The sequence below is a fragment of the Actinoplanes sp. CA-015351 genome, assembly GCF_050955685.1.
Lineage (GTDB): Bacteria > Actinomycetota > Actinomycetes > Mycobacteriales > Micromonosporaceae > Actinoplanes.
This window is the reverse complement of sequence record NZ_CP192102.1, coordinates 3,561,651-3,583,430: the sequence shown is the minus strand read 5'-3', so window position 1 is coordinate 3,583,430 and position 21,780 is coordinate 3,561,651. Positions and strand designations below refer to the sequence as shown.

The following is a 21,780-nucleotide window of genomic DNA, read 5'->3' as shown; positions in this document are numbered from 1 at the left end:
TGGGGTCAGCCCAGGGCGGTCAGGAAGGGTTTGTGGGAGTTCTTGAACTCCCAGCCGTAGAACCTGTCCCAGTTGATCGACCAGGTCATCAGGCCGCGGAAGTTCGGGTTGGTGCCGCTGCGGACCGTGTATCCGCCGCAATTCGTGCCCTTCACCAGGCAGGTGACGGCCTGTTGGACGGCGGCCGGGGCGACGTACCCGTTGCCGGCGCTTGTCGAGCTGGGCGCGCCGAAGGCGATCTGGTCCTCGCGCAGGGCGGGGAACACGTTGGCGGTGTTGCCGGCGACCGGGAATCCGGCGAGGAGCATGTCGGTCATGGCGATGTGGAAGTCCGCGCCGCCCATCGAGTGGTACTGGTTGTCCAGGCCCATGATGGAGCCCGAGTTGTAGTCCTGGACGTGCAGCACGGTGATGTCGTTGCGCAGGGCGTGGATCACCGGGAGGTACGAGCCGGCGCGCGGGTCCTGTCCGCCCCACGGTCCGGAACCGTAGTACTGGTAACCGAGCTGCACGAAGAACGTCTCGGGCGCCATCGTCAGCACGAAGCCGGTGCCGTACCGGGCCTTGAGTGATTTGACCGCGCTGATCAGGTTGACGATGACCGGCGTGGTCGGGTTCTTGAAGTCGGTGTCGCCGGTGTTCAGCGACAGCGAGTGACCCTCGAAGTCGATGTCGACGCCGTCCAGGCCGTACTTGTCGATGATCGCGCTGACCGAGCTGACGAACTTGTCGCGCGCCGCTGTCGTGGTGAGCTGCACCTGGCCGTTGGCGCCGCCGATGGAGAGCAGCACCTTCTTGCCGGCCGTGCGCTTGGCCTTGATGCCCGCGATGAAGTCGGCCTCGGACTCGACGCCGGGGCACTCGGTGGCCGGGCAGAGACTGAACCGGATGTCGCCCGAGGTGGCCGTGGTCGGCTCACCGAACGCCAGGTTGATGATGTCCCACTCGGTGGGGACGTCGGCCATCCGGACGTACCCGGAGCCGTTGGCGAAGCTGGAATGCAGATAGCCGATGAGTGCGTGTTTCGGCAGGCCGCCGACCGGGATCGGGGTAGTGCTCGTCGACGGACTCACGCTCGGCGAAACAGAGGGCGAAACAGAGGGCGAAACAGAGGGTGACGGCGACGCGCTCGAGCTGGGAGCCGACGGACTAGGTGTCACCACACCGCCGCAAGCGCCGTTGTTGATCCAGACGTCCCACTGGCCGCTCTTGAGGACCGGGTCCTCGCCCTGGGTCCACCACTTGGCCGTGTAGTTGCTGCCGCCCTTGGAGACGACGTTGTCCTTGACGTAAACGGAGCCGGCGGACCAGGCCGCGGCGCAGGCCACAGCGGCGTTCGCCGTGGTGGCGACATAGATGGTTGAGCATGCCACGACGAGTGCAGCCGCCGCGGCGAGGATCGGGGATCGACGCATGGCTAATTATTAGGACTGTTAACTGAACTTGTAAATAGGGTTCATTGACAGCCCGGCAATCAAGTGACAAGAATCGATCTGAGAGCGCTCTCTTTCCCGACCTCCCCCGCCGCGCGTCGCAGATCGGACGTGCACGCGTGAAAGGACGAGCCATGCTTCGTCGATCCCTCATCGTGCTCACGGCAGCGCTGACCGCCGTCGCGCTCACCCCGATCCCCGGTCACGCCGCCGCCTCGGAGAAAGGCCCCGCAAACCCCCGCATAAACGCCGGCATGCTCGAAGCGATGAGCCGCGACCTCGGCCTCGACGACCAGGAGATCGCCGACCGGCTCACCACCGAGGCTGCCGCCCCGGTCATCGAGAACCGCCTGCGCAAGCAGCTCGGCGCGCGGTTCGGCGGCGCTTGGATTCCGGACGGCGCGACCCGCCTCACCGTGGCGGTGACCAGTGCGGCCGACGCCGCGAAGGTCAGGGCTGAGGGTGCCGACGCGAAGCTTGTCACGCGTACCGAAAAAGACCTGGACGCGGACCGCGCCAAGCTGGACCGACGCGGCGCGCAAGCGCCGGACGCCGTGCGCAGCTGGTATGTGGACGCGGCGGCCAACCGGGTGGTGATCACCGCCGCACCCGGAGCCGAGGCCGCGGCCAGGCGTTTCGCGGCGGAGAGCGGCGCCGGAGCGGTGACCGTGCGCACTGAGACACAGCAGCCCACGCCGATGTATGACACGCGCGGCGGCGACCAATACGTCATCAACGGCAACACACTCTGCTCGGTCGGCTTCGCCGTCGCCGGCGGCTTCGTCACGGCCGGTCACTGCGGCGGCACCGGCAGCCCGACCCTGGGCTTCAACAACCAGGCACAGGGTACGTTCGCCGGCTCATCCTTTCCCGGCAACGACTACGCATGGGTACGCACGAACGGCAACTGGGTGTCACAACCCTGGGTGAACAACTACTCCGGTGGCAACGTGATCGTCGCCGGCTCGCAGGAGGCGGCCATCGGCAGCTCGATCTGCCGCTCCGGACGCACCACCGGCTGGCGCTGCGGCACGCTGCTCGGCAAGAACGAGACGATCAACTACGCGCAGGGCGCCGTCTCCGGCCTGAGCCGCAGCAACGCCTGCGCGCAGCCCGGCGACTCCGGCGGCTCGTGGATCTCCGGCAACCAGGCGCAGGGTGTCACATCCGGCGGCACCGGCGACTGCACCAGCGGCGGCACCATGTGGTTCCAGCCGGTCAACGAGATCCTCGGGGTCTACGGCCTGTCGCTGACCACGTCCGGCGGGGGCGGCGGCGCGCTGATCAGCAACTGGAACAACAAGTGTCTGGACGTGCCGAACAGCAACTTCGCCGACGGTGTGCTGGTGCAGATGTGGAACTGCAACAACTCCGGTGCGCAGAAATGGGAGGCCGTCGGCGGCGCGCTGCGCACCGGCAACAACAAGTGCCTGGACGTGCCGTGGGGCTCGACCGCCAGCGGTGTGGAGATCCAGATCGCCGGGTGCAGCGGCAACCCGGCACAGCAGTGGGTGCTCAGTGCGGCCGGCGACCTGGTCAACCCGCAGGCCAACAAGTGCCTCGACATCAAGGACTGGAACGGCAACGACGGCGCGCGCATCCAGCTGTGGGACTGCGCCGGAACCCTGAACCAGAAGTGGCGCCGATGATCCGGCGCGTGGCCGTCCTGGCGATCCTGCTCGCGCTGATACCGGCCATGCCAGCCAGCGCGGCCCGGACCAGCCTGCGGGCGGCGGATCCGAGCGTGCTGCGGGTCGTCAGCACCTACATCGGCGTGCAGCCGCTGGGCGGCGGCATCGCCGTGCGGCAGGCCTCCTCACCGGACGCCCTGGCGACCGCGTACGCCTGGGAGAACCGGTACTGGCACACCGGGACGTTCGCCTGGTGGGGCAATCGGCCTGTTCTGGGCGTTCTCGGTCTACGCGCAGCAGACCGGTGACCGGCTGGCCGCCGGTCTGAGCAGCAACCTGGGCGTGCTGGCGAACGCGGTCGTGCTGAGCGCCGACGACCTGTCCTCGCCGGACCGGGCGTGGTCCGGGCCGATCTCGGCGAGGGCGCCGCATACCGCTACCAGTGCACCGGGCTCCGGCTGCTGGTGTACCGCAACGATCGCTGGTTCCTGCTGCGGTCGGGCTGGCACGGCAACCGGGAGGCCCGCGCGATAGTCCTGCCCGACGCCGCCGGCCTGCGTGTGGAACTCAGCCGCTGACCGTCCAGTCCTGCACGTCGATCTGGCTGCCGCCGTACCTCGGTGCGAAGAAACTCAGCACGTTCGACGACTTCAGCCGCTGGTGGTCGATCAGCGGATCGGAGAAGTAGATCGCCGACGACGTCCAGCGCAGCGTCCAGTCACTCCACCCGGACGCCTTCGACGCGGTCTGGATGTGCAGCTTGCGTGTGCTGGAGTCGCCGCTGACCACGTACAGATTGTCCTTGGTGTCGACGGCGATGTCGCCGCGCGCGGACCGTTCCAGAAACGGGGTGTAGGTCTGGTGCCACACCTTGCTGGCCTTGTCCCGCCAGTAATGCACCAGCACCGCCGATTCCCGCGCCGCCGTGAAGTCGGTGTTGCTGGCCGCGCTCGCCGGCAGATGCGACGCGAGCACGTGCACGATGCCGGCCGCGTCGACCACCTGTGACTCCTGGTTGATCAGCCCACGGTTCTGGGCGATGCCCTGCACCTTCAGACCCGCCGCGTCCGAGCGCAGCGGATTGGTCCCGCTGGTCGCCACCACGCTTCCGGCGCTGTTGCGCCAGGTGCGTCCCTTGTCTTTGCTGTACGCGTAAAAAAGATCGTGGTTGGTGCTGGCGTCCGATGTCTCCCGCACCGTCCACGTGGCGTGCAGCAACGGCACCGCCGGGTCGGTGTTGTCGTACTCGATGCCGAACAGGTACGCGTTGTTGCCGGCCGTGGTGCCGTCGATGAACTCGCCGATGAATGACCACGCGCCGGCCCGGTACCAGGAGCGCGAGGATCGACATGATCGCGACGAAGGGCCGCCTCACGACAGCGACCAGGCGGCCGGCCGGATGGTTCCCGCGGCGTCCTGCACGTTGGCGATCAGCACACCGGACTCGGTCAGCTCCACCACCGACCGGATGGTCCAGCCGCGCGGCGCCGGCAGTTCGGTACGCACCCCGTCACGCCACAGCGACAACCGGTTGGTGCCGTCGTCACCGTCGGCCAGGATCACCATCCGCCGCCCGTTGGCGACGGCCACACCCTGCGCGCTGAGCTCGCCCGCGGCCAGCGGCACGACGGTCACCTCGTTCGCTGCGTTCCAGTACGCGGCGTTTCGACCTCCGGAAGCGTTGGTCAGGACACCGGCCACCCCGCCGTCGGCGGCGAGGTTGTTGACCGTCTGCCCGGACGGGCACACCAGGCCGCCGACCGGCTGTCCCTGAGTCGCCTCGGTCAGGACGACGTTGCTGCCGGGCACCCCGCCGACATGCCGGAGCAGCACGTATTTCGGCAACCCGGCGGTCACGCTGAACCCGCTGGCCACCACGCTGCCGTCGGCCTGGACGCGGGAGACGCAGGCGGGGCCGAGGTACGCCGTACCGAACACCGGGATCGAAGTCGTCGCGCCGTCCTTCCACAGCACCGGGCGGGCGGTCGTGCCCTGGCCGGCGCCACTGAAGACGGACACCAGGGCGGTGCCGGTCGCGTTGATCGAGATGACGTACCGGCGGTACCCGGCGTCGAGCTCCGGCGTCCCGCTCAGCAGCGTGCGCGCGCCCGCGCGGGTGACCAGCTCGGCCTTGCCGGAGATCAGCTCCGGTCCGGCCGTCGACACTCCCCATGTGGCGCCGCGCGGATCGACCGCGCCGGCCCGGCTGCGCGGCTCACCGATCAGCGTCGCGGTCGTGCCGGTGATCGACCACCGGGTCGCGCGGGTGGCGCCGTCGACGGTCACGTCACCCGCGACCTCGCCGAGGTCGGTGATGCTGCTGACCGAGCCCGAGGTCGCCCCGGCCGGCAGTGCGAGCCGCTGACGCTGCCAGCCGACGCGTGGCAGACCGGCCCATCGGTACGGAGTCTCGACCATGGACGTGTTCCCGTCCGGCCCGGTAGTGGTGACGCGTGCGGTGCCGGCCACCACCCCCAGCGGCGACACGTCGGCTGCCGTGACGGCGAGCGACTCCCCCGGCCCGGCCGCCGGGATCGGCAGCAGCACACCCCGCACGGCCGAAGCTGCCGAAGCCGGCATTACCGCGCTGGCGGCGACGAGCGTCCCCGCCAGCGCCGCCGTGGTGGCCCGCGTCACAACATTTGTCATTGCCAATGTCTATCAAGGTCGGGATGCGGGCACAATCCACCGCCCGACGGGTGCCGTCACAGCCGGATCTCAGCGGCCCGGCAATAGGATCATCGGCATGACCGTGCCCGCGGATATCGCCGCCAGCAAGCAGATCAGCCTGACCACGTACCGCAAGGACGGCACCCCGGTGGCCACCCCGGTCTGGCACGTGGCCGACGGTGACACCATCACCACCGTGTCAGCCGCCGACGCCTGGAAGGTCAAGCGCCTCCGCAAGAACGCGCAGGTCGAGATCGTCCGCTGCGACATCCGCGGCAAGATCGCCCCGGACGCCCGTCCGGTCCGCGGCACTGCCACGCTGCGACCGCCGACGGAGACCGAGGCGGCACGCCGCCTGCTGGAGCGCCGGTACGTCTCCGCCCGCATCGGCGGCACCCTCACCCGGCTGCTGCACATCAAGCGCCCGGCCGGCATCGGCATCGTCATCACCCTGCACCCCGACGCCTGACCCCGCCCGGTCAGCCGGCCGCCTGTCGGCCGTCTGTCGGTCAGCCGGCCGTCGGTCAGCCGGCCGTCGGTCAGCCGGCCGTCGGTCAGCCGGCCGTCGGTCAGCCGGCCGTCGGTCAGCCGGCCGTCTCGTCCTGCGGCGCGGCCTCAGGCCGGTCCGGCCAGGACGGTTCGCAGGCGGCGGGCCTCTGTCGCCAGCCGGGAACTGCCCGGTTTCGCCGCTGCCGCGGTCAGCTCGGGGATCTCGTCGCGGACGGTGAGGTCGCCCGCGACCCGGGTGGCGAGCTGCAGCAGGTCGGGCAGACCGCGCGGGGTGTGCGGCAGCAGCAGCGGCAGCGCCGTGACGAGCAGCTCCCAGAGCGCCACGGCCGCGCCAGGGAGGCGAGCGCGGGCAGCACCCAGGCCGCTGTCACCTCCCGGTGCTGCGGCAGCACCACGGCGGTGATGTCGGCGGGCGCCGAGAAGTCGTGCGGGTAGTAGACCGGCACGTTGCTCCGGTCCAGGTTGACCAGGCCCGCTTCCAGCAGGGTGCCCTCGGCGCCGGCCCGGCCAAGCCCAGCCCCGGCCTGGTCCAGCCCAGCCCGGGCCTGGTCCAGCCCAGCCCCGGCCTGGTCCAGCCGGGCGACGACGCGGCGGGTGACCGGCGGCCGGCCACCGTACGCATAACGCCCGTCCTTGCCGGTCTGCTCGAATCGGGTGCTCACCGGGTCGGGCAGCCCGCCGCCCTTGAGCCAGTCGGCGAACTGCTGCCCAGCCGCCGACGTCAGCTCCGCCGCCCGGGTCACCACCTCGGCGTCGACGTCACGCGGCACCCGCAGCAGCGCCTGCTCGACGTCGACCGGCCACGGCTCCCGGCCCGCCGCCTCGGCCCGGACGAGCCGGTCGAGAAGGACGGCGGGGTCCAGGCTCCCGTTCACCTCGGTGGGCGTCGCCATCAACTCGGCCACCGGCCACGCGGCGAAACGGTCGGCCAGCTCCCGGATGCGCAGGCCCAGCACGGTGCCCGGCCCGCCGCGCAGCGATTTCCGCTCGCCGGGGCCGATCAGCCAGGCGTCTCGCAGAACACCCGGAGCCGGCACGTCTTCGCTGGTGGCAAACTTGACGACAGCCCGGATCGCATCGCCGAGCAACCCGGTCCGCACCATCTGGCCATGCCAGCCGGGATCGGTCAGCTCAGACGGGTGCCGCGCCAGCAGCGGCCGCAACACACCGTCCACCGCCACCCCGGCGGCAGGCAGCGCCACCAGCGCGGCGAGCACCCGCTCCCACCCGACAGCGGTCTCGTCATGCAGCAGCGCCACGATCTCGGCGGCAAGCTCAGAGGCGTCGCTGATCGGCGGCGGCATCAGCGCGACAGTCGCGAGCGGCATCGGTGTGCTGGTCGTGGCAGTAACCGATGATGGGACCACCCCGAACATCTCGGCGGCGCAGGCGGTCAGGTCACCGCCGAGCGCCACGGCCGCATCCGCCAGCCTCGCCACGGTGGCCGCGTCAACTCGCTTGAGCTGCCGGCCGATCAGGGTGAGCGCCCGCTCCTGCACGTCGAACGCCGGGTGCCCGAACGCCACCGCAGCCGTCTCCACGATCTCGCCGACCCGGTCCGGCTCACGGCGCGCGACTTTCTCAAACCAGGAGAGCTGGGCCTTGACCAGGCCCTTTTCGGTACGCGAAAAGACCGCCCCACTCGTCTCCAGCACCGTCTCGACATTAAGAAGTCCGGCGTCGTCGACGATCCGCAAGCACCGCTGGCCGAGCCCGGCGAGCGCCGGCGGCGCCTCGGCCAGCAGCCGTGCGTAATCTGCCGCGGCCGGCACCAGCTCGCCGACCGCCGGGGCCAGCATGTCGTGCAGCATCGCGAACGGCCGCAACCAGGCCGGGCGGTCGCCACGGACCAGCCGGTCGAGCGTGGCGGCAAGAATCTGCGAGCGGTCGAGGCGGCCCTCGGCCACCAGCTGCGCGACGACACCGGGGAACCAGGGCTGCGAGGTCCACTCGCTGCCCGACCAGTAACTGCCGGTCAGCGCGCCCCCGAGGTCTGGCAGCCAGGCGCACAGGCGATCACGGCAAGGGTATAACCCGGGGCGGGGTAACGGCTCCCGGCCTCCCACCGGTATCGCGCGAGAGCACCCGGAATCTCGGCATCCAGCTCGACGGCGAACGCCAGCCGATCAGCCCCGCTCATCGCGAGCAGCCGCGTGGTGATCTGCCCATAGGCCGGGCGCCCCGCCAGATCGTCCAGGTCCGTCCAGGTCGAACTCATGCCCGCAAACCTAGAACTTGGGTACGACATTTTCGCCCGGCCGGGAATCGATCACGACCTCGTCCTCATGGTCCTCTCCGGCCCGGCGTGCCCGGCGGAGGATGAACGCGCCGGTCAGAGCGGCCAGCAACTGTCCACCGGCGATCACCGCGAGCAGCGGGGCGGCTCCCGCGCCGGACAACAGGCCGCCGACCACGGCGCCGGCGGCCGCCGATGTCACCTTGATGCCCGCGCCGAGGGTGAAGACCTGGGTACGGGTCTCCGGCGGGGACTCGCGATCACGTACCGAGAACAGCGACACGGTGACCGGGCCCATCAGCAGCCCGGCCACCGCGAGCACCGGCCACGCGGCGGGCAGGAACACGGGCGGCAGGAACGCCACGGACATCGCCGCGGTGCAGATCAGCAGCGTGCGCTCCGGATGCCGGTGCACCACCGGGATCCGGGTCGTGAGCAGCGAACCGACCAGACTCCCGGTAGCCGTGACCGCCATGATCAGACCGGTGAGCGGCGGGTCGTGGCGGGCCGTGGCGATTGCCGCGGCGGCCAGGGGCAGCGCTCCGAAGCCGAACTGGCTGATGCCGGTCGTGGCGGTCACCGCACCGAGGCGGGGCTTGCGGATCATCACGGAGACAGCGCTGAACGGCCTGCTGGGGTGCTCCGGGCGTACCCCAGAAGGGCGAACGCGCAGCGGGAGGGTGAGAAAGGCCAGCGCGCCCAGCAGGGCAAACGCGCCCAGGGTGACCAGCGACCAGGCGGGGCCGGCAAAGCCGGCGACCAGCGCGGCGAGGGCGGGACCGGCGATCCCGGCGACCGAGTAGGTGGTCGCGTCGTAGCCGAAGGCGCGACCGACGTCGCCGGGGACCAGCTCGCGGAGCAGGCTGCTCAGGCCGCCGAAGAGCAGTGGCGCGAGGCAACCGCCGGTGAGGAGCAGGATCGCGGCGACCCAGGTCGCCGGGCCGACAAGCAGGGCCGCGCCGGTCAGGGACACCGCATAGATCGCGAAGGCGGACAGGTAGAGCGGCTTGCGACGACGGGCCCGGTCGGCGGCGGCGCCGGCCAGAGGTGCGGCGGCAACGTGCGGAACCATCAGCGCCGCGACCAGCAGGCCGCCAATGCTGGCGCGACCGGTCTGTTCGATGGCGAGCAGGACGATCGACACCCGGGCGCCCTCGTCGGCGAGGCGCGCGCCGATCGCGGCAAGGAGGTAACGCGTCAGGACCGGCACTGTTTATCGGGTGGGGTAGTCGACGTACGCGAACCGGGTGCCGTCCGGGGACCAGCTGTTGACGTTGATCGTCCCCTGGCCGCCATCGAGCTCGGCGATCGTCGCCGGATTTCGCCAGTCGTCGTTGCTGATGAGCCGCAGCCGGACCGGAAGGTCGGCGGGGTGGCCTGTGGTTCCGGGCGGAAAGCTCAGGTAGACGGCGTGCCCGCCGTCCGGGGACAGATGCGGGAACCAGTTGACGTGGTCGTCGTCGGTGAGTTGTTCCAGGCCGGTTCCGTCCGGGCGGATGCGGGCGATCTGCGCGTGGCCGGGCTCGCTGGAGAAGCGCTCGGTGTTGAAGTAGATCCAGTCGCCGGCGGGATCGTATTCCGGGCCGTCGTCGGGGCCGTCACCGCTGGTCAGCGCGGTGTCCTCGGCGCCGTCGACGCCGATCGTGCGCAGGGTGCCGCTGGTCCACTGCTCGTTCTCGATGCTGACGTAGGCGAGCGTCGTGCCGTCCGGGCTGACACCGTGCAGGAAGTGCATGCGGCCGGACTCGTGCGTGATCCGTCGGCCGGGCCCGCCGCGCAGCGACGCCTGATAGATGTGCCCGTCGTTCGCGGACAGAAAAACCGTCTGCCCGCTCGGCTTTCCGTCCTGCTTTCCGGCCGGCTCTCCGGCCGGCTTTCCGGCCGGCTTTCCGTCCGGCGCGAGGACGTGGTCATTGTTCAGCTCGGGTACGCCCTCAAGCGCGATCAGCTCCGGATTGCCGGAGCCGTCGGCGGGCAGACTCCAGAGCAGGCCGTTGCCGTTGAGGACGAGTTGGTTGCCGGCGGTCCAGTTCGGCGCTTCATAGAGAATCGTGTCGCTGGTGTGCACGACGATGTCGGCGCCGGTGGCGATCTCGTAGACCCGGATCCGGCACTGCTGGCCGGCGGCGAGGGTTCGTGCGAATGCCAAGACTGCTCCCCCGTTTTGTGTCGGCTATCGCTGTTCGCCAGCTGAACCGTCCAGCCGGCCAAGAACGAATCTTGCTCGCTCCACAGTTTCTCTTACCCGCCACTCGCACCATCCAGCCGGCCTGCTAGAAGAAGTGCCGAGAAATCCGGTTCGCTCGATGCTGACACGCGCGATCCCGACCCAGAATGGGCCGCGCCGACGCGCTGCCACCAACCGTCACCGTGACACCCACCGACCCGCCGACGTGCGGAACCTCGCGGGGCCTCAACACCCCACGCCACGCCGCCCCGCCCCACGCCGCCCCGCCCAGCGCTGCTGCACCAGCGCCGCCCCGCTCCGCTTCGCCCCGCTCCGCGCCGCCCAGCGCTACCCGCCCCGCCCCGCCCCGCCCTGCCCCGCTCAGCGCCGCCCCGCCCCGCCCCGCTCAGCCCCGCCCCGCCCCGCCCCGCCCCCGCTTGGATCTTGTGGACTTCCCCGCAGACGTGCCCGCACAACTCCACAAGATCCAACAGGCCCGGCCGATCTTGAGGAACTACGCGCAAACGGTTCGCCGAAGTCCACAAGATCGGCGAAGCACCGCGTACACCACGCCCAGCACAGCGCCGCCCAGCACAGCACAGCGCCGCCCCGCCCAGCACAGCGTCGCCCCGCCCAGCTTCGCCCGCCCCGCTTGGATCTTGTGGACTTCCCCGCAGACGTGCCCGCACAACTCCACAAGATCCAACAGGCCCGGCCGATCTTGAGGAACTACGCGCAAACGGTTCGCCGAAGTCCACAAGATCGGCGAAGCACCGCGTACACCACGCCCAGCACAGCGCCGCCCAGCACAGCACAGCGCCGCCCCGCCCAGCTTCGCCCGCCCCGCTTGGATCTTGTGGACTTCCCCGCAGACGCGCCCGCACAACTCCACAAGATCCAACAGGCCCGGCCGATCTTGAGGAACTACGCGCAAACGGTTCGCCGAAGTCCACAAGATCGGCGAAGCACCGCGTACACCACGCCCACCACAGCGCTGCCCCGCCCACCACAGCGCCGCCCCGCCCAGCACAGCGCCGCCCGCCCAGCGTCGCTCCGCCCAGCTTCGCCCGCCCCGCTTGGATCTTGTGGACTTCCCCGCAGACGCGCCCGCACAACTCCACAAGATCCAACAGGCCCGGCCGATCTTGAGGAACTACGCGCAAACGGTTCGCCGAAGTCCACAAGATCGGCGAAGCGCCGCGTACACCACGCCGAAACCGTGAAGCGCCGCGCACACCCACGCCGAAACTGTGAAGCACCGCGCACACCCACGCCGAAACCGTGAAGCACCGCGCACACCCACGGCGAAACTGACAACGCTGGGCAAGCCGCGTCGATAGGTCGTAGTGCTGGTGCCTGCCTGAACTACGGCTCACCTCTGAACGAGACCCGCGGCGCCGGCGGGTAGCTGGTCAGGTCAGGTGGAGGAGGCCGGTTGCTGGTGCTCCGGTCAGGTCGTCCGGCAGGTCTGCGGCGTACCGCTCGGAGTCGTCCTGGGGTGCGTAGCCCAGCTCTGCCCTGGCTCGGTCGGTGCGCCACGTGGGGGTCGTGTTCGCGGAGATGCCGTGGTAAACGCCGTACCGCACGTCTGCCGTCAACGCCGCCGTGACCAGGCGGATCAGGTCGGGGGCGCTCAGCCAGCTGGGGAGCCAGCTGCGGGCCATCGGCTGGTCGCGGACGCCGCCGAGGCGCAGGCAGATGACGGTCAGGCCGTGGCGGTCGGCGTACAGACGGCCCATGTTCTCGGCGAAAGCCTTCGTCGCGCCGTAGGCGCAGCAGGGGTACGGGATCGCGTCCTCACCGATGTCAATCCTGCCCGCGTCGGCGTGGCCGCCCACCGCGTGCAGTGAGCTGGCCAGCACGACCCGCTTCGCGCCTGCGGCGACCGCTGCGTCCAGGACGTTGACCACCGCGTCGGCGTTGGGTTCGCGCAGGCGGTGCCACGGCTGGTTGGGATCCGCGTCGGCGGCGAGATGGAGGATCGTTTCCACACCGGCACAGACGGTACGCGCGAACCCCGCGTCGCCCAGATTCCCGGCAACGCCGGACGACCGGTCGGTCAGGCGGAGGGCGTAACCGGCTCGCAGGTCCGGCAGCAAGTACCGGGCGACGCCCCCGGCCGCGCCGGTGACCAGCAACGTTGGTGTGGACACCGGGTGATCGTAACGGGCAGCCCTCAGGGCCGGACCCGACGCGTCAGCCGAACGGGACCGGGTCGAAGTGGCCGTTGCGGTTGCGGAACTCGGTCGCGGTGCTGGGCCACAGCAGGGTCAGCCGGCCGCTGCGCGGATCCACGTACCAGCTGGTGCACCCACCGCGCAGCCACACCGTCCGCGAAGCCATCGTGTCGATGTCGCGGGTGTACGCCTCCTGCGCCCGCGCCGTCACCTCCAGCGGACCCGCCACCCGGGCCAGATGATCCAGCGCCCCGACCAGATAGGACAGCTGGCTCTCGATGACGTGAACAGCGGAGTTGTGCCCGAGGGCGGCGTTCGGCCCGTCCAGCACGAACATGTTCGGGAAGCCGTGCACCACCGTCGACGCGTGCGACACCATGCCCTGCTCCCAGGCCTGGGACAGCAGCAGGCCGCCGCGGCCGGTGATCCGGGACGCATAAGGCTGCCGCGTCGAGTGGAAACCCGTGGCGTACACCAGCACGTCGAGCTCCGCGCGATGCCCGTCAAGAGCGATCGCGGTCCGGCCGTCGAAGCGGTCCAGCGCCCCGGCCAGGGTGACCTCGTCACGAGCCATGGCCGGGTAGAACGTGTCCGACAGCAGGATCCGCTTGCAGCCGACCTCGTAATCGGGGGTGAGCCGGGCGCGCAGCACCGGGTCGGGCACCTGGGCGGCGAGATGCCCGAGCGCCCGGGAACGCAGCTCGGCCAGCGCGGCGGGCTCCCGGCGGCGGGCGGCGATGCCCTGTTCGAGACCGGTGAAGGCCTCTTCGCGTACCCGGAGGATCTCCGCCGCGTCGGCGGCGGCGTGTGCGTGGTCGTTGCGGGGGATGACGTACGGGTTGCTGCGCGCGAAGACCGTCAGGTGCTTCACCCGGTCGACGAGCGACGGGATGACCTGGATCGCCGACGCGCCGGTGCCGACGACACCGACGCGAGCACCGTCGAGGTCGGCACTGTGGTCCCAGCGGGCGGTGTGGAACGCCGGAATCGTAATTCCGGAAATATCGGGAATCTTGGGTTCGGTGAGCCGCCCGGCTGCCAGGACCAGGACCCGGCAGCGGAACGAGCCCTTCGTCGTCGTGACGTGCCACCGGCCCGCGGAGTAGACCGCCGCGGTCACCTCATGGCCGAACCGCAGATGCGGCGCCACTCCCGGCCGCGCGGCCAGCCGGCGAAGGTACGCCTGAATCTCGTGCCCGGGCGCGAACGTCCGCGACCAGGCCGGATTCGGCGAGTGGGCAAAGGCATAAAGATGCGAGGGTACGTCGCACGCCACCCCGGGATAGGTGTTGTCCCGCCACGTCCCGCCCACGTCGGCGGCACGTTCGAGCACGACGAACGTCTCGTCGCGACCGGCCAGCTCGATGGCCGCGCCGATCCCGGCCAGCCCGGCGCCGACCACGACGACGTCGACATCCGTCATAACAGGTCGTACCGGGTGGTCCGCTGCCGTGCCGGGCGGCCCAGCTCGGCGGCGATCGCCGTGACGTCGTCCCGGGTGAGCGAGATGCCCTGCTCCTGGCCGGCCGACGGGTCGAGCACCCCGTCGATCAGCAGCCCGCCGAGGTCGTCCGCGCCGCCGCGCAGCAACTGGATCGCGCCGGCGGTGCCGATTTTGGGCCACGGCGCCTGGATGTGGTTGATCCGGCCGGCCAGCACCAGTCTCGATACGGCCGTCAGCGCGCGGGTTTCGCGTACCGAAGGGCGTGAATTGACCGGGAGCGCCGCGCCTGGCGCGGGCGTGAACGGCATCGCGATGAACTCGGTGAACCCACCGGTCCTCTCCGCGATCTCGGCGAGAAGCCGCAGGTGGGCAACCTGCTGGGCGGGGGTTTCGATGTGCCCGTAAAGCATCGTCGAGGTGGACGTGAGCCCGGCCTCGTGCGCTGTGGTGATCAGCTCGACCCAGCGGGCGACAGGCATGTCGGGGCCGCCGGCCAGCCGGGTACGCACATCGTCGTCAAGAATCTTCGCAGCCGTGCCGGGTACCGAACCCAATCCGGCGTCCCGGGCCCGCTCCAGGAACGAGCGCGGGCTGATGCCCAGCCGGGCGGCACCGTCGGCGACCTCGGCGGGCCGGAACGCGTGCAGGTGGATCCCCGGAGCGGCCGAGGCGATGGTCCGCACCAGGTCGAGGTAACCGTCGTCGGGCGCGCCGGCGGGCAGCGGGTTCTGCACGCACACCTCGGTCGCGCCCAGGCTCGCGGCCTCGACGACGAGGTCGTGCACCAGCGGCAGAGAGGTGCCCACGCGTTCCGTGTCCAGGTTGCGGTTAACCACGAAGGTGACCTGGTCACCCACCAGATCACGGCGCACCGCGTCGGCGCGGGCGCACAGGTCCTCCAGGTCCTGGCCGTCGGCGCCGAGCAGTTCCACCGCTTCGGCGTCGGTCAGGGTCGTCGTCATCGGGCACTCCCGGGTTCACAGGGATCGCAGAGCAGCTCGGTCAGCTGCGGGAGGACCGGAACGATGCGTTCCAGAGCGGCGCGATCGTCCGCCCCGAGGCGGGCGACGGCCTCGGCCAGGGCGTGCTCGCAGGCCGCGTCGTAACGGATCAGCAGGTCAGCGGCGTACGCCGAGATCTTGATCGTCACCCGCCGGCGGTCCGCGCCGTCGCGGATCAGCTCGACGAGGCCCCCGCGTTCCATGGCGCCGAGCAGGTTGCTGACCGTGGGGCGGGCGAGGCGGAGCCGTTCAGCGACCTCGACGGTGCTCAGACCGTCCTGTCCGGTGAGCACCCGCAGCACCTCGATGTGCGCCTCGGGCAGGTCGGGCAGTCCGTCCGCGGCGCGGGTCGCACGCAACAGCGCGCGGCGCAGCGGTCCCACCTGGCGGCCGAACTCCCCGATGATCGTCACCGGTCGAGCGTACTAGGTAGGTTCGGGGCAAACCTTGTTCGCGCCGTGGTGGTCACCGGCTTCACACCCGTGAACTGCGTCAAAATGGTTATCAACAGCTTGTGAATCCATGCACATCGCTGGAGCGTTACATACTGGTAATGTGCGCCGGGCGGCCGGCGGACCACAAATCCCGCACCGGGCGCTCCCATTTGTTCACGGGCGATCCCCGGGAAGGACACTGTTACATGCGCGAGGAATTCACCTCGACCACGGCGCTGCTCGGCACCTACGACCCAGGTCGAGCCCAGATCATCGGCGAGCAGGGGCTTGCCGCCGGATTCTGGACATCATTCGAAGTACGGCTGGGATCCGCCGGCGAACAACTCATCATCACGTATATACCGCCCCGCCGAAACGTCAAACGGGACCGCATTCTGAGGTCCGTCTCCTGACATTTCACGCCGCCATCTGATGCGCTGCCGCGATCGGCAGGGTGAAGGTGAAACACGACCCGCCACCCGGATTGTCGGCCGCGCTGATCGTCCCGCCGTGCCGTTCCACGATCCGCTGACAGATCGCCAGCCCGAGGCCGGTTCCCAGATACGCGCCTCCGGCATGAGCGCGGTGGAAGTTGTCGAAGATCGCCTCGTGCTGCCCTTCGGGAATGCCGATGCCGTTGTCGGCGATCCGGATCGTGACCTGCTCCCCCGCCGGTTCGGCGGTGATGGTCAGCGCGGGCGTCACGCCGGGCGCGGTGTACTTCACGGCGTTGCCGATCAGGTTGTCGACGAGCTGGCGTACCAGGACGGGATCCGCCTCGACCGGAGGCAGCGCGCCGACGGTGAACCGCGGCTGCGGCTTGCCGGCCGCAGCCGCGGCGTCGGTACGCGCACTCACGATGTCCCCGACGATCTCGGCGAGTTCCACCCGTTCCGGTTCGACGCTCGCCTCCCGTGCCGTGGTGTACGCGAGCAGCCCGTCGATGAGCCCGCGCATCCGGGCGCTGGCCCTGGTCAGCCGGCCCAGGTCGTCGCGGGTGTCGTCGATACCCGGATGCGCCGGCACCACCTCGAGCGACTCCAGAGCGGCCGACGCCCAGCCGTCGACGCTGGACAGCGGGTTGAGCAGGTCGTGCGCCACCACCCCGGCGAAGTTGGTCAGCTCGTCGCGGTGCCGTCGTTCCGCTGTGACGTCGGCGAAGAGCACCACCGCGCTGGCTCGCCCGTCCGTGCCGGGCAGCGGGGTCGCGTTGACCCGCACGATCCGGGGCTGCGTCACGCCCGGGTTGCGGACCGCCAGATCGATGCCCCGCACCTCCTCACCCTGCAGCGCCTTGCGGAACACCCAGTCCTTGTCGGCGTACCGGCTGCCGTCGAGGTGAAAGAGCTGGTACGTCTCGCCGAGCAGCCGGGTGGCCGCCGGGTTCCGCAGGATCGTCTCGCCGTCGGCGTCGATGACGGCGAGGCCGTCGCCCATCGAGTCGATGATCGTCAGCAGCAGGCCGGCCTGGTGTGCCGCTTGTTCCCGCTGGTCGGCGAGGTCCGCCTTCTCCCGGTCCAGCGCAGCGAGCAGGGCGTCGCGTTCGTCGCGGCCCAGCGCCAGGGTCAGGCCGACAACCGCGACCGCCATGCCGAAGAACTGCACCACCACCGACTGCTCGACCGCCTCGTCGAGCACCACGAACGGGCCGGAACCGTCGATCGTGGATCGCACCGCGATCGCGGTGACCACCGGGCTGTGCAGCAGCACGAACGGTGTCGGCAGCCGGGTGCCGACCAGCACCGTACCGCCGAGCAGGGCGAACGAGAGTGGAAGCTGCTCGTCGTAGGTGAAGACGAACAGGCACGCCACGGTGCTGCCGATCAGGATCGCGGCGCCCTCGACAAGCCGCCACGGCCGGGCCTGCCGCAGGGCGGCCCAGTCCTCCCGGACCCGGGATCGTGCGATCGCCGATCCCACCAGGATCGCGGCGGCGCCGATCAGCAGCATGCTGGTGCTGTTGCGGGCGAAGAACAGCGCGCCTTCGGACGCCGGGAAATGACCGCTGACCAGCCAGACGCTGCCGGATGCGGTCGCCGCGCTGACCGCCGACGCGCACAACGCAGCACCGAGCAGGCTGCGCAGATCGCGGGGAGAACCCAGCGGCGCGGTGCCACCGGCCCCCCACAGATGCGGCGCCCACCTGCCGATCAGAGCGGCGAAGACGAGCGGCTGTACCAGCGCGGCCAATGCGTAACACGGAATGAGCCGCGTTTCGAGTCCGCTCACCGCACCGAGGACAGCGAGGGTGCAGGGCAGCAGCACCATGTCGAGCCTGCGGGTGGGTCCGCCTCGCTGGGCGCAGAACCAGGCGGCTGTCACACCTGAGGCGGGCCAGATCAGCCCGACGCCGCTCGCGTCGAGCGCGCCGTGACGCCCGATGAAGAGCGCCATCGCGTACGCGGCGGCGAAGCAGAAACTTCGCACGTACCAGCGTCGAACGGTCACGTCCATTCCCGTTCGGCCGATTCGGGTGTTTGCTGAGCCGGATGCGTCACGTCAGATCTAGTCACTTTTTTTACTATGCAACTTTTTGTATTCTGCCTCGCGTGGAGTATCCGACGCTGCTGAGTCCGCTGGACCTCGGGCACACCGTGCTGCGCAACCGTGTGGTCATGGGCTCGATGCACACCAAGCTCGAAGATCGAGCCCGTGACCTGCCCAAACTCGCCGCCTACTTCGCCGAACGGGCTCGGGGCGGGGTTGGCCTGATGGTCACCGGCGGTTACGCGCCGACCTGGCGCGGCTGGCTGGCGCCGATGGGCAGCCAGATGACCAGCAAGCGGCACGCGGACGCACACCGGATCGTCACCGGCGCGGTCCACGAGCACGACGGCAAGATCCTGCTCCAGGTCCTGCACGCGGGCCGGTACGGTTATCACCCGTTCACGCTCGGCGCGTCGGCGAAGAAGTCGCCGATCACACCGTTCTCCCCGCGTGCCATGTCGACCCGCCAGGTCGACCGCACCGCGAGCAGCTTCGCCCGCGCCGCCGCCCTGGCGAAACGAGCCGGATACGACGGCGTCGAGATCATGGGCTCGGAGGGGTACCTGATCAACCAGTTCCTCGCCGCCCGCACTAACGACCGCACCGACGCCTGGGGCGGCTCAGCCACCAAGCGGATGCGGTTCCCCGCCGAGATCGTCCGGCGTACCCGGGACCTGGCCGGCGACGACTTCATCGTGCAGTACCGGATCAGCCTGCTCGACCTGGTCGACAACGCCCAGTCCTGGGAGGAGACGGTCGAGCTCGCCCGGGAGCTGCAGCAGGCCGGCGTCACGATCTTCAACACCGGCATCGGCTGGCACGAGGCCCGCGTCCCGACGATCGTCACGTCCGTGCCGCCCGGTGCTTTCACCTGGGTCACCGCCAAGCTGCGCGAGCACGTCACCACGCCGATCGTCGCCTCCAACCGGATCAACCGGCCGGAAGCCGCCGAGCAGATCCTGGCCGCCGGTGAGGCCGACCTCATCTCGATGGCCCGCCCGCTGCTCGCCGACGCCGACTGGGTCGCCAAGACGCAGCAGGGCCGGGAACGCGAGATCATCACCTGCATCGCGTGCAATCAGGCCTGCCTCGATCACACGTTCCAGAATCGGCGCGCGTCATGCCTGCTCAACCCACGAGCCGGGTACGAGACGGAACTGGTGCTGTCGGTTACGCGTACCGTCAGGAGGGTGGCAGTGGCCGGCGCCGGACCCGCCGGGCTGGCGGCAGCGATCGAGCTTGCCGGACGCGGGCACCAGGTGGAGCTCTTCGAGGCGGGCGACGCGATCGGCGGGCAGTTCCGGCTGGCCGCGCGGATTCCCGGCAAGGAGGAGTTCGCGCGCACGCTCGACTACTACCGCCACATGATCGACATCCGCGGGGTGAAGCTTCATCTCGGGGTCCGGGGTGGTGTGAACGAACTCGCGGGGTTCGACGAGGTGGTTCTCGCGACCGGCGTCCGGCCGCGCATCCCGGACATCCCGGGCGTTGATCACCCTAGTGTGCTGACCTACCAGCAGCTCATCGACGGAGCGCCGGCCGGTGAGCGGGTGGCGATCATCGGTGCCGGTGGCATTGGTTTCGACGTCGGCGAATATCTGCTGCACGAGCAGGACGAGCCGCTCGGCGACTGGATGCGGCGCTGGGGTGTCACCGACCCGGAGACCGCGCCCGGCGGGATCACCACCAAGGTCAAGACGCCGGCCCGTCGCCAGATCCACCTGTTGCAGCGTAAGGAGACGGCGCTCGGCAAGGGCCTCGGGAAGACGACCGGCTGGGTGCACCGGGCGACCCTGGCCGACGCCGGGGTGACGATGCTGCGGGGCGTCAGTTACGAGCGCATCGACGACGAGGGCCTGCATCTGGGAACCGGGGTGCTTGCGGTGGACACCATTGTGCTTTGCGCAGGACAGACTTCGGTACGCGATCTCGTGGCGCCGCTGCAGGAGCGCGGCGTGACGGTGCACGTCATCGGTGGTGCTGACGTGGCGGCGGAGCTGGACGCGAAGCGGGCGATCAGGCAGGCGACCGAATTGGCCGCGCGAATTCAAGCGATTTAAGCGGTTTAAGCGATTTAAAGGGAAAATCATGAAATACGTGACTGTTGAGGTCGAGAACGGGATCGCTCAGGTCCGGCTCAACCGGCCCGACAAGCTGAACGCCCTCACCCTCGACACCCTCCACGAGCTGATCGCCGTGGCCCGCCGCCTGCGCCGCGACCGCACCCTGCGGGCCGTGGTGATCGCCGGTGAGGGCGACTCGTTCAGCTCCGGCCTCGACATCGTCGCCACGATGCGCAAACCCGCCCGCATCGTGCGCGCGTTCCTGCCCAACCCGTTCCTCGGCACCAACACGTTCCAGGAGGCCTGCTGGGCGTGGCGGCGCATCGAAGTTCCGGTCATCGCCGCGATCCACGGCCACTGTTACGGCGGCGGTATCCAGATAGCCCTGGCCGCCGACTTCCGGTACGCCACCCCGGACTCGAAGTGGTCGGTCCTGGAAGCCAAGTGGGGCATCATCCCGGACATGACCGGCATCCGCAGCCTCACCGAGGTGGTCGGCGTCGACGTGGCGAAGAAGCTCACCATGACCGCCGAGCGCATCGACGGCACCGAGGCCCAGCGCCTCGGCCTGGTCACCGAGCTGTCCGACGACCCGGTGAAGGCGGCGACCGCGTTCGCCGAAAGCCTGCTGACCCGCTCACCGGACGCCCTGGCCGCCGCGAAACGCCTGATCGACGGCGCCCTGACCAGCAGCGCCCGCCGCACGTTCGGCCGGGAACGCCGGGAGCAGATCCGCCTGCTCGCCCTGCCGAACACCGGCATCCTGCGCCGCGCCGTGGTGAAGAAGAGCGAACCGGAGTTCCGCCCCCGGGCCCGTAAGATGCGTCCGTGGCACTGAGGAACGCCCTGCTGGCGGCACTGATCGACCGGGAGTCCTCGGGCTACGACCTGGCGAAGAAGTTCCGGGTCTCGGTCGCGAACTTCTGGACGGCCACACCGCAGCAGCTCTACCGCGAGCTGGAGAAGATGGAGTCCGAGGGCCTGCTCACGGCCCGGGTCGTCAAGCAGGACAAACGCCCGGACAAACGCATCTTCTCGGTGACCGACGCGGGCCGCGCGGCCCTGCACGACTTCACCCGCCAGGAACCCAAACCCACCACGGTCCGCGATGAGCTGCTGGTCCAGGTCGAGGCACTTGCGTACGCCGATGTGCCCAGCGTCCGCTCGTCGATCGAGACACAGATCAAGCAGAGCCGCCGCCGCCTGGAGGCGTACGAACGCTCGCTCGCGGAGATCCTCGGCACCCGCACCCAGGAGGAGTTCGTCGCGACCGGCAACCGGATCGGCCCTTATCTGACGCTGCAGCGAGGCATCAGCTTCGAACGCGAGAACATCAGCTGGGGCGAGCTCGCCCTCACCATCCTGACCCGCCGTTTCCCCAGCTGAACGCCAGGCCGTGTGCGTGTGGCCCCGCACGCTGATCGGTGAGCTTGCTGGTTTGCGAGATCTTGGCGAGCCTGGGTCGCTCCGTGGGCCGGCTTCGCCAAGATCGCGACTGAGCCGGGAGTTGCCACATCCCGCAGACGT

Annotated in this window: 20 protein-coding genes; 8 read left to right on the top strand and 12 right to left on the bottom strand. The window is 69.9% G+C overall.

Annotation, left to right across the window (positions count from 1 at the left end):
• Window positions 1-5: 5 nt before the first annotated feature.
• Window positions 6-1,415 carry a glycosyl hydrolase family 18 protein gene (locus ACQP2E_RS16125; RefSeq protein WP_433832434.1) on the bottom strand — a complete coding sequence of 470 codons (1,410 nt, stop codon included), beginning with the start codon at window positions 1,413-1,415 and terminating at the stop codon, window positions 6-8.
• Window positions 1,416-1,567: 152 nt separating this feature from the next.
• On the opposite strand from ACQP2E_RS16125, the gene ACQP2E_RS16120 reads away from it, so the two are divergent.
• From ACQP2E_RS16120 to ACQP2E_RS16110, 3 genes are all read left to right on the top strand, one after another.
• Complete coding sequence (locus ACQP2E_RS16120; RefSeq protein ID WP_433832432.1) at window positions 1,568-3,082, top strand: ricin-type beta-trefoil lectin domain protein; 1,515 nt, start codon at window positions 1,568-1,570, stop codon at window positions 3,080-3,082.
• Complete coding sequence (locus ACQP2E_RS16115; RefSeq protein WP_433832431.1) at window positions 3,079-3,372, top strand: hypothetical protein; 294 nt, start codon at window positions 3,079-3,081, stop codon at window positions 3,370-3,372. Before ACQP2E_RS16120 ends, ACQP2E_RS16115 begins: the two co-directional genes overlap by 4 nt.
• 90 nt (window positions 3,373-3,462) lie before the next feature.
• A complete protein-coding gene (locus tag ACQP2E_RS16110) occupies window positions 3,463-3,642 on the top strand; it encodes a hypothetical protein (protein ID WP_433832429.1) in 180 nt (59 codons plus the stop codon).
• On the opposite strand, the gene ACQP2E_RS16105 is transcribed toward ACQP2E_RS16110, so the two are convergent.
• Both ACQP2E_RS16105 and ACQP2E_RS16100 read right to left on the bottom strand, forming a co-directional pair.
• Window positions 3,632-4,357 carry a BNR-4 repeat-containing protein gene (locus tag ACQP2E_RS16105; protein WP_433833940.1) on the bottom strand — a complete coding sequence of 242 codons (726 nt, stop codon included), beginning with the start codon at window positions 4,355-4,357 and terminating at the stop codon, window positions 3,632-3,634. The two genes, ACQP2E_RS16110 and ACQP2E_RS16105, sit on opposite strands and share 11 nt — an antisense overlap.
• Before the next feature lie 78 nt (window positions 4,358-4,435).
• The gene (locus ACQP2E_RS16100) at window positions 4,436-5,713 is read right to left on the bottom strand and encodes a hypothetical protein (RefSeq protein ID WP_433832427.1); all 1,278 of its coding nucleotides are present in this window, start codon (window positions 5,711-5,713) and stop codon (window positions 4,436-4,438) included.
• A 97-nt stretch (window positions 5,714-5,810) separates the two neighbouring features.
• Between ACQP2E_RS16100 and ACQP2E_RS16095 the strand changes: the two genes are divergently transcribed.
• On the top strand, window positions 5,811-6,203 hold the full coding sequence (locus ACQP2E_RS16095) for a PPOX class F420-dependent oxidoreductase (RefSeq protein WP_433832425.1): 393 nt from the start codon (window positions 5,811-5,813) through the stop codon (window positions 6,201-6,203).
• Between the two features lie 229 nt (window positions 6,204-6,432).
• Here ACQP2E_RS16095 and ACQP2E_RS16090 read toward each other — a convergent pair whose 3' ends face one another.
• From ACQP2E_RS16090 to ACQP2E_RS16055, 8 genes are all read right to left on the bottom strand, one after another.
• Window positions 6,433-8,151 carry a DUF6493 family protein gene (locus tag ACQP2E_RS16090; protein ID WP_433832423.1) on the bottom strand — a complete coding sequence of 573 codons (1,719 nt, stop codon included), beginning with the start codon at window positions 8,149-8,151 and terminating at the stop codon, window positions 6,433-6,435.
• Window positions 8,152-8,219: 68 nt separating this feature from the next.
• Complete coding sequence (locus tag ACQP2E_RS16085; protein ID WP_433832421.1) at window positions 8,220-8,462, bottom strand: hypothetical protein; 243 nt, start codon at window positions 8,460-8,462, stop codon at window positions 8,220-8,222.
• A gap of 10 nt (window positions 8,463-8,472) precedes the next feature.
• Window positions 8,473-9,690, bottom strand: a complete 1,218-nt coding sequence (locus ACQP2E_RS16080; protein WP_433832419.1) for an MFS transporter — start codon at window positions 9,688-9,690, stop codon at window positions 8,473-8,475.
• A 3-nt stretch (window positions 9,691-9,693) separates the two neighbouring features.
• Complete coding sequence (locus ACQP2E_RS16075) at window positions 9,694-10,629, bottom strand: TolB family protein (protein WP_433832417.1); 936 nt, start codon at window positions 10,627-10,629, stop codon at window positions 9,694-9,696.
• A gap of 1,430 nt (window positions 10,630-12,059) precedes the next feature.
• The gene (locus ACQP2E_RS16070) at window positions 12,060-12,800 is read right to left on the bottom strand and encodes an NAD-dependent epimerase/dehydratase family protein (RefSeq protein WP_433832415.1); all 741 of its coding nucleotides are present in this window, start codon (window positions 12,798-12,800) and stop codon (window positions 12,060-12,062) included.
• A gap of 43 nt (window positions 12,801-12,843) precedes the next feature.
• Window positions 12,844-14,247 carry a flavin-containing monooxygenase gene (locus tag ACQP2E_RS16065; RefSeq protein ID WP_433832413.1) on the bottom strand — a complete coding sequence of 468 codons (1,404 nt, stop codon included), beginning with the start codon at window positions 14,245-14,247 and terminating at the stop codon, window positions 12,844-12,846.
• Window positions 14,244-15,230, bottom strand: coding sequence for an FO synthase (locus ACQP2E_RS16060; RefSeq protein ID WP_433832411.1), 987 nt, complete (start codon window positions 15,228-15,230; stop codon window positions 14,244-14,246). Before ACQP2E_RS16060 ends, ACQP2E_RS16065 begins: the two co-directional genes overlap by 4 nt.
• Window positions 15,227-15,682, bottom strand: coding sequence for a MarR family winged helix-turn-helix transcriptional regulator (locus ACQP2E_RS16055; protein WP_433832409.1), 456 nt, complete (start codon window positions 15,680-15,682; stop codon window positions 15,227-15,229). The genes ACQP2E_RS16060 and ACQP2E_RS16055 overlap by 4 nt, the downstream gene beginning before the upstream one ends.
• Window positions 15,683-15,909: 227 nt before the next feature.
• Between ACQP2E_RS16055 and ACQP2E_RS16050 the strand changes: the two genes are divergently transcribed.
• Window positions 15,910-16,116: a hypothetical protein gene (locus ACQP2E_RS16050; protein WP_433832407.1), complete on the top strand. Its 207-nt coding sequence runs from the start codon at window positions 15,910-15,912 to the stop codon at window positions 16,114-16,116.
• Between the two features lie 4 nt (window positions 16,117-16,120).
• Here ACQP2E_RS16050 and ACQP2E_RS16045 read toward each other — a convergent pair whose 3' ends face one another.
• Window positions 16,121-18,151, bottom strand: coding sequence for an ATP-binding protein (locus ACQP2E_RS16045; protein ID WP_433832405.1), 2,031 nt, complete (start codon window positions 18,149-18,151; stop codon window positions 16,121-16,123).
• Between the two features lie 101 nt (window positions 18,152-18,252).
• Between ACQP2E_RS16045 and ACQP2E_RS16040 the strand changes: the two genes are divergently transcribed.
• From ACQP2E_RS16040 to ACQP2E_RS16030, 3 genes are read left to right on the top strand one after another with little or no spacing between them, the layout of a single operon-like run.
• The gene (locus ACQP2E_RS16040; RefSeq protein WP_433832403.1) at window positions 18,253-20,250 is read left to right on the top strand and encodes an FAD-dependent oxidoreductase; all 1,998 of its coding nucleotides are present in this window, start codon (window positions 18,253-18,255) and stop codon (window positions 20,248-20,250) included.
• A 28-nt stretch (window positions 20,251-20,278) separates the two neighbouring features.
• On the top strand, window positions 20,279-21,091 hold the full coding sequence (locus ACQP2E_RS16035) for a crotonase/enoyl-CoA hydratase family protein (RefSeq protein ID WP_433832401.1): 813 nt from the start codon (window positions 20,279-20,281) through the stop codon (window positions 21,089-21,091).
• Window positions 21,082-21,639: a PadR family transcriptional regulator gene (locus ACQP2E_RS16030; protein ID WP_433832399.1), complete on the top strand. Its 558-nt coding sequence runs from the start codon at window positions 21,082-21,084 to the stop codon at window positions 21,637-21,639. The genes ACQP2E_RS16035 and ACQP2E_RS16030 overlap by 10 nt, the downstream gene beginning before the upstream one ends.
• Window positions 21,640-21,780: the final 141 nt, after the last annotated feature.

Bases quoted from the DNA above. Each gene is read 5' to 3' on its own strand.
- ACQP2E_RS16050 (WP_433832407.1), top strand. From the start codon at position 15,910: ATGCGCGAGGAATTCACCTCGACCACGGCGCTGCTCGGCACCTACGAC.
- ACQP2E_RS16115 (WP_433832431.1), top strand. From the start codon at position 3,079: ATGATCCGGCGCGTGGCCGTCCTGGCGATCCTGCTCGCGCTGATACCG.
- ACQP2E_RS16085 (WP_433832421.1), bottom strand. From the start codon at position 8,462: ATGAGTTCGACCTGGACGGACCTGGACGATCTGGCGGGGCGCCCGGCC.
- ACQP2E_RS16035 (WP_433832401.1), top strand. From the start codon at position 20,279: ATGAAATACGTGACTGTTGAGGTCGAGAACGGGATCGCTCAGGTCCGG.
- ACQP2E_RS16100 (WP_433832427.1), bottom strand. From the start codon at position 5,713: ATGACAAATGTTGTGACGCGGGCCACCACGGCGGCGCTGGCGGGGACG.
- ACQP2E_RS16060 (WP_433832411.1), bottom strand. From the start codon at position 15,230: ATGACGACGACCCTGACCGACGCCGAAGCGGTGGAACTGCTCGGCGCC.
- ACQP2E_RS16120 (WP_433832432.1), top strand. From the start codon at position 1,568: ATGCTTCGTCGATCCCTCATCGTGCTCACGGCAGCGCTGACCGCCGTC.
- ACQP2E_RS16125 (WP_433832434.1), bottom strand. From the start codon at position 1,415: ATGCGTCGATCCCCGATCCTCGCCGCGGCGGCTGCACTCGTCGTGGCA.
- ACQP2E_RS16065 (WP_433832413.1), bottom strand. From the start codon at position 14,247: ATGACGGATGTCGACGTCGTCGTGGTCGGCGCCGGGCTGGCCGGGATC.
- ACQP2E_RS16095 (WP_433832425.1), top strand. From the start codon at position 5,811: ATGACCGTGCCCGCGGATATCGCCGCCAGCAAGCAGATCAGCCTGACC.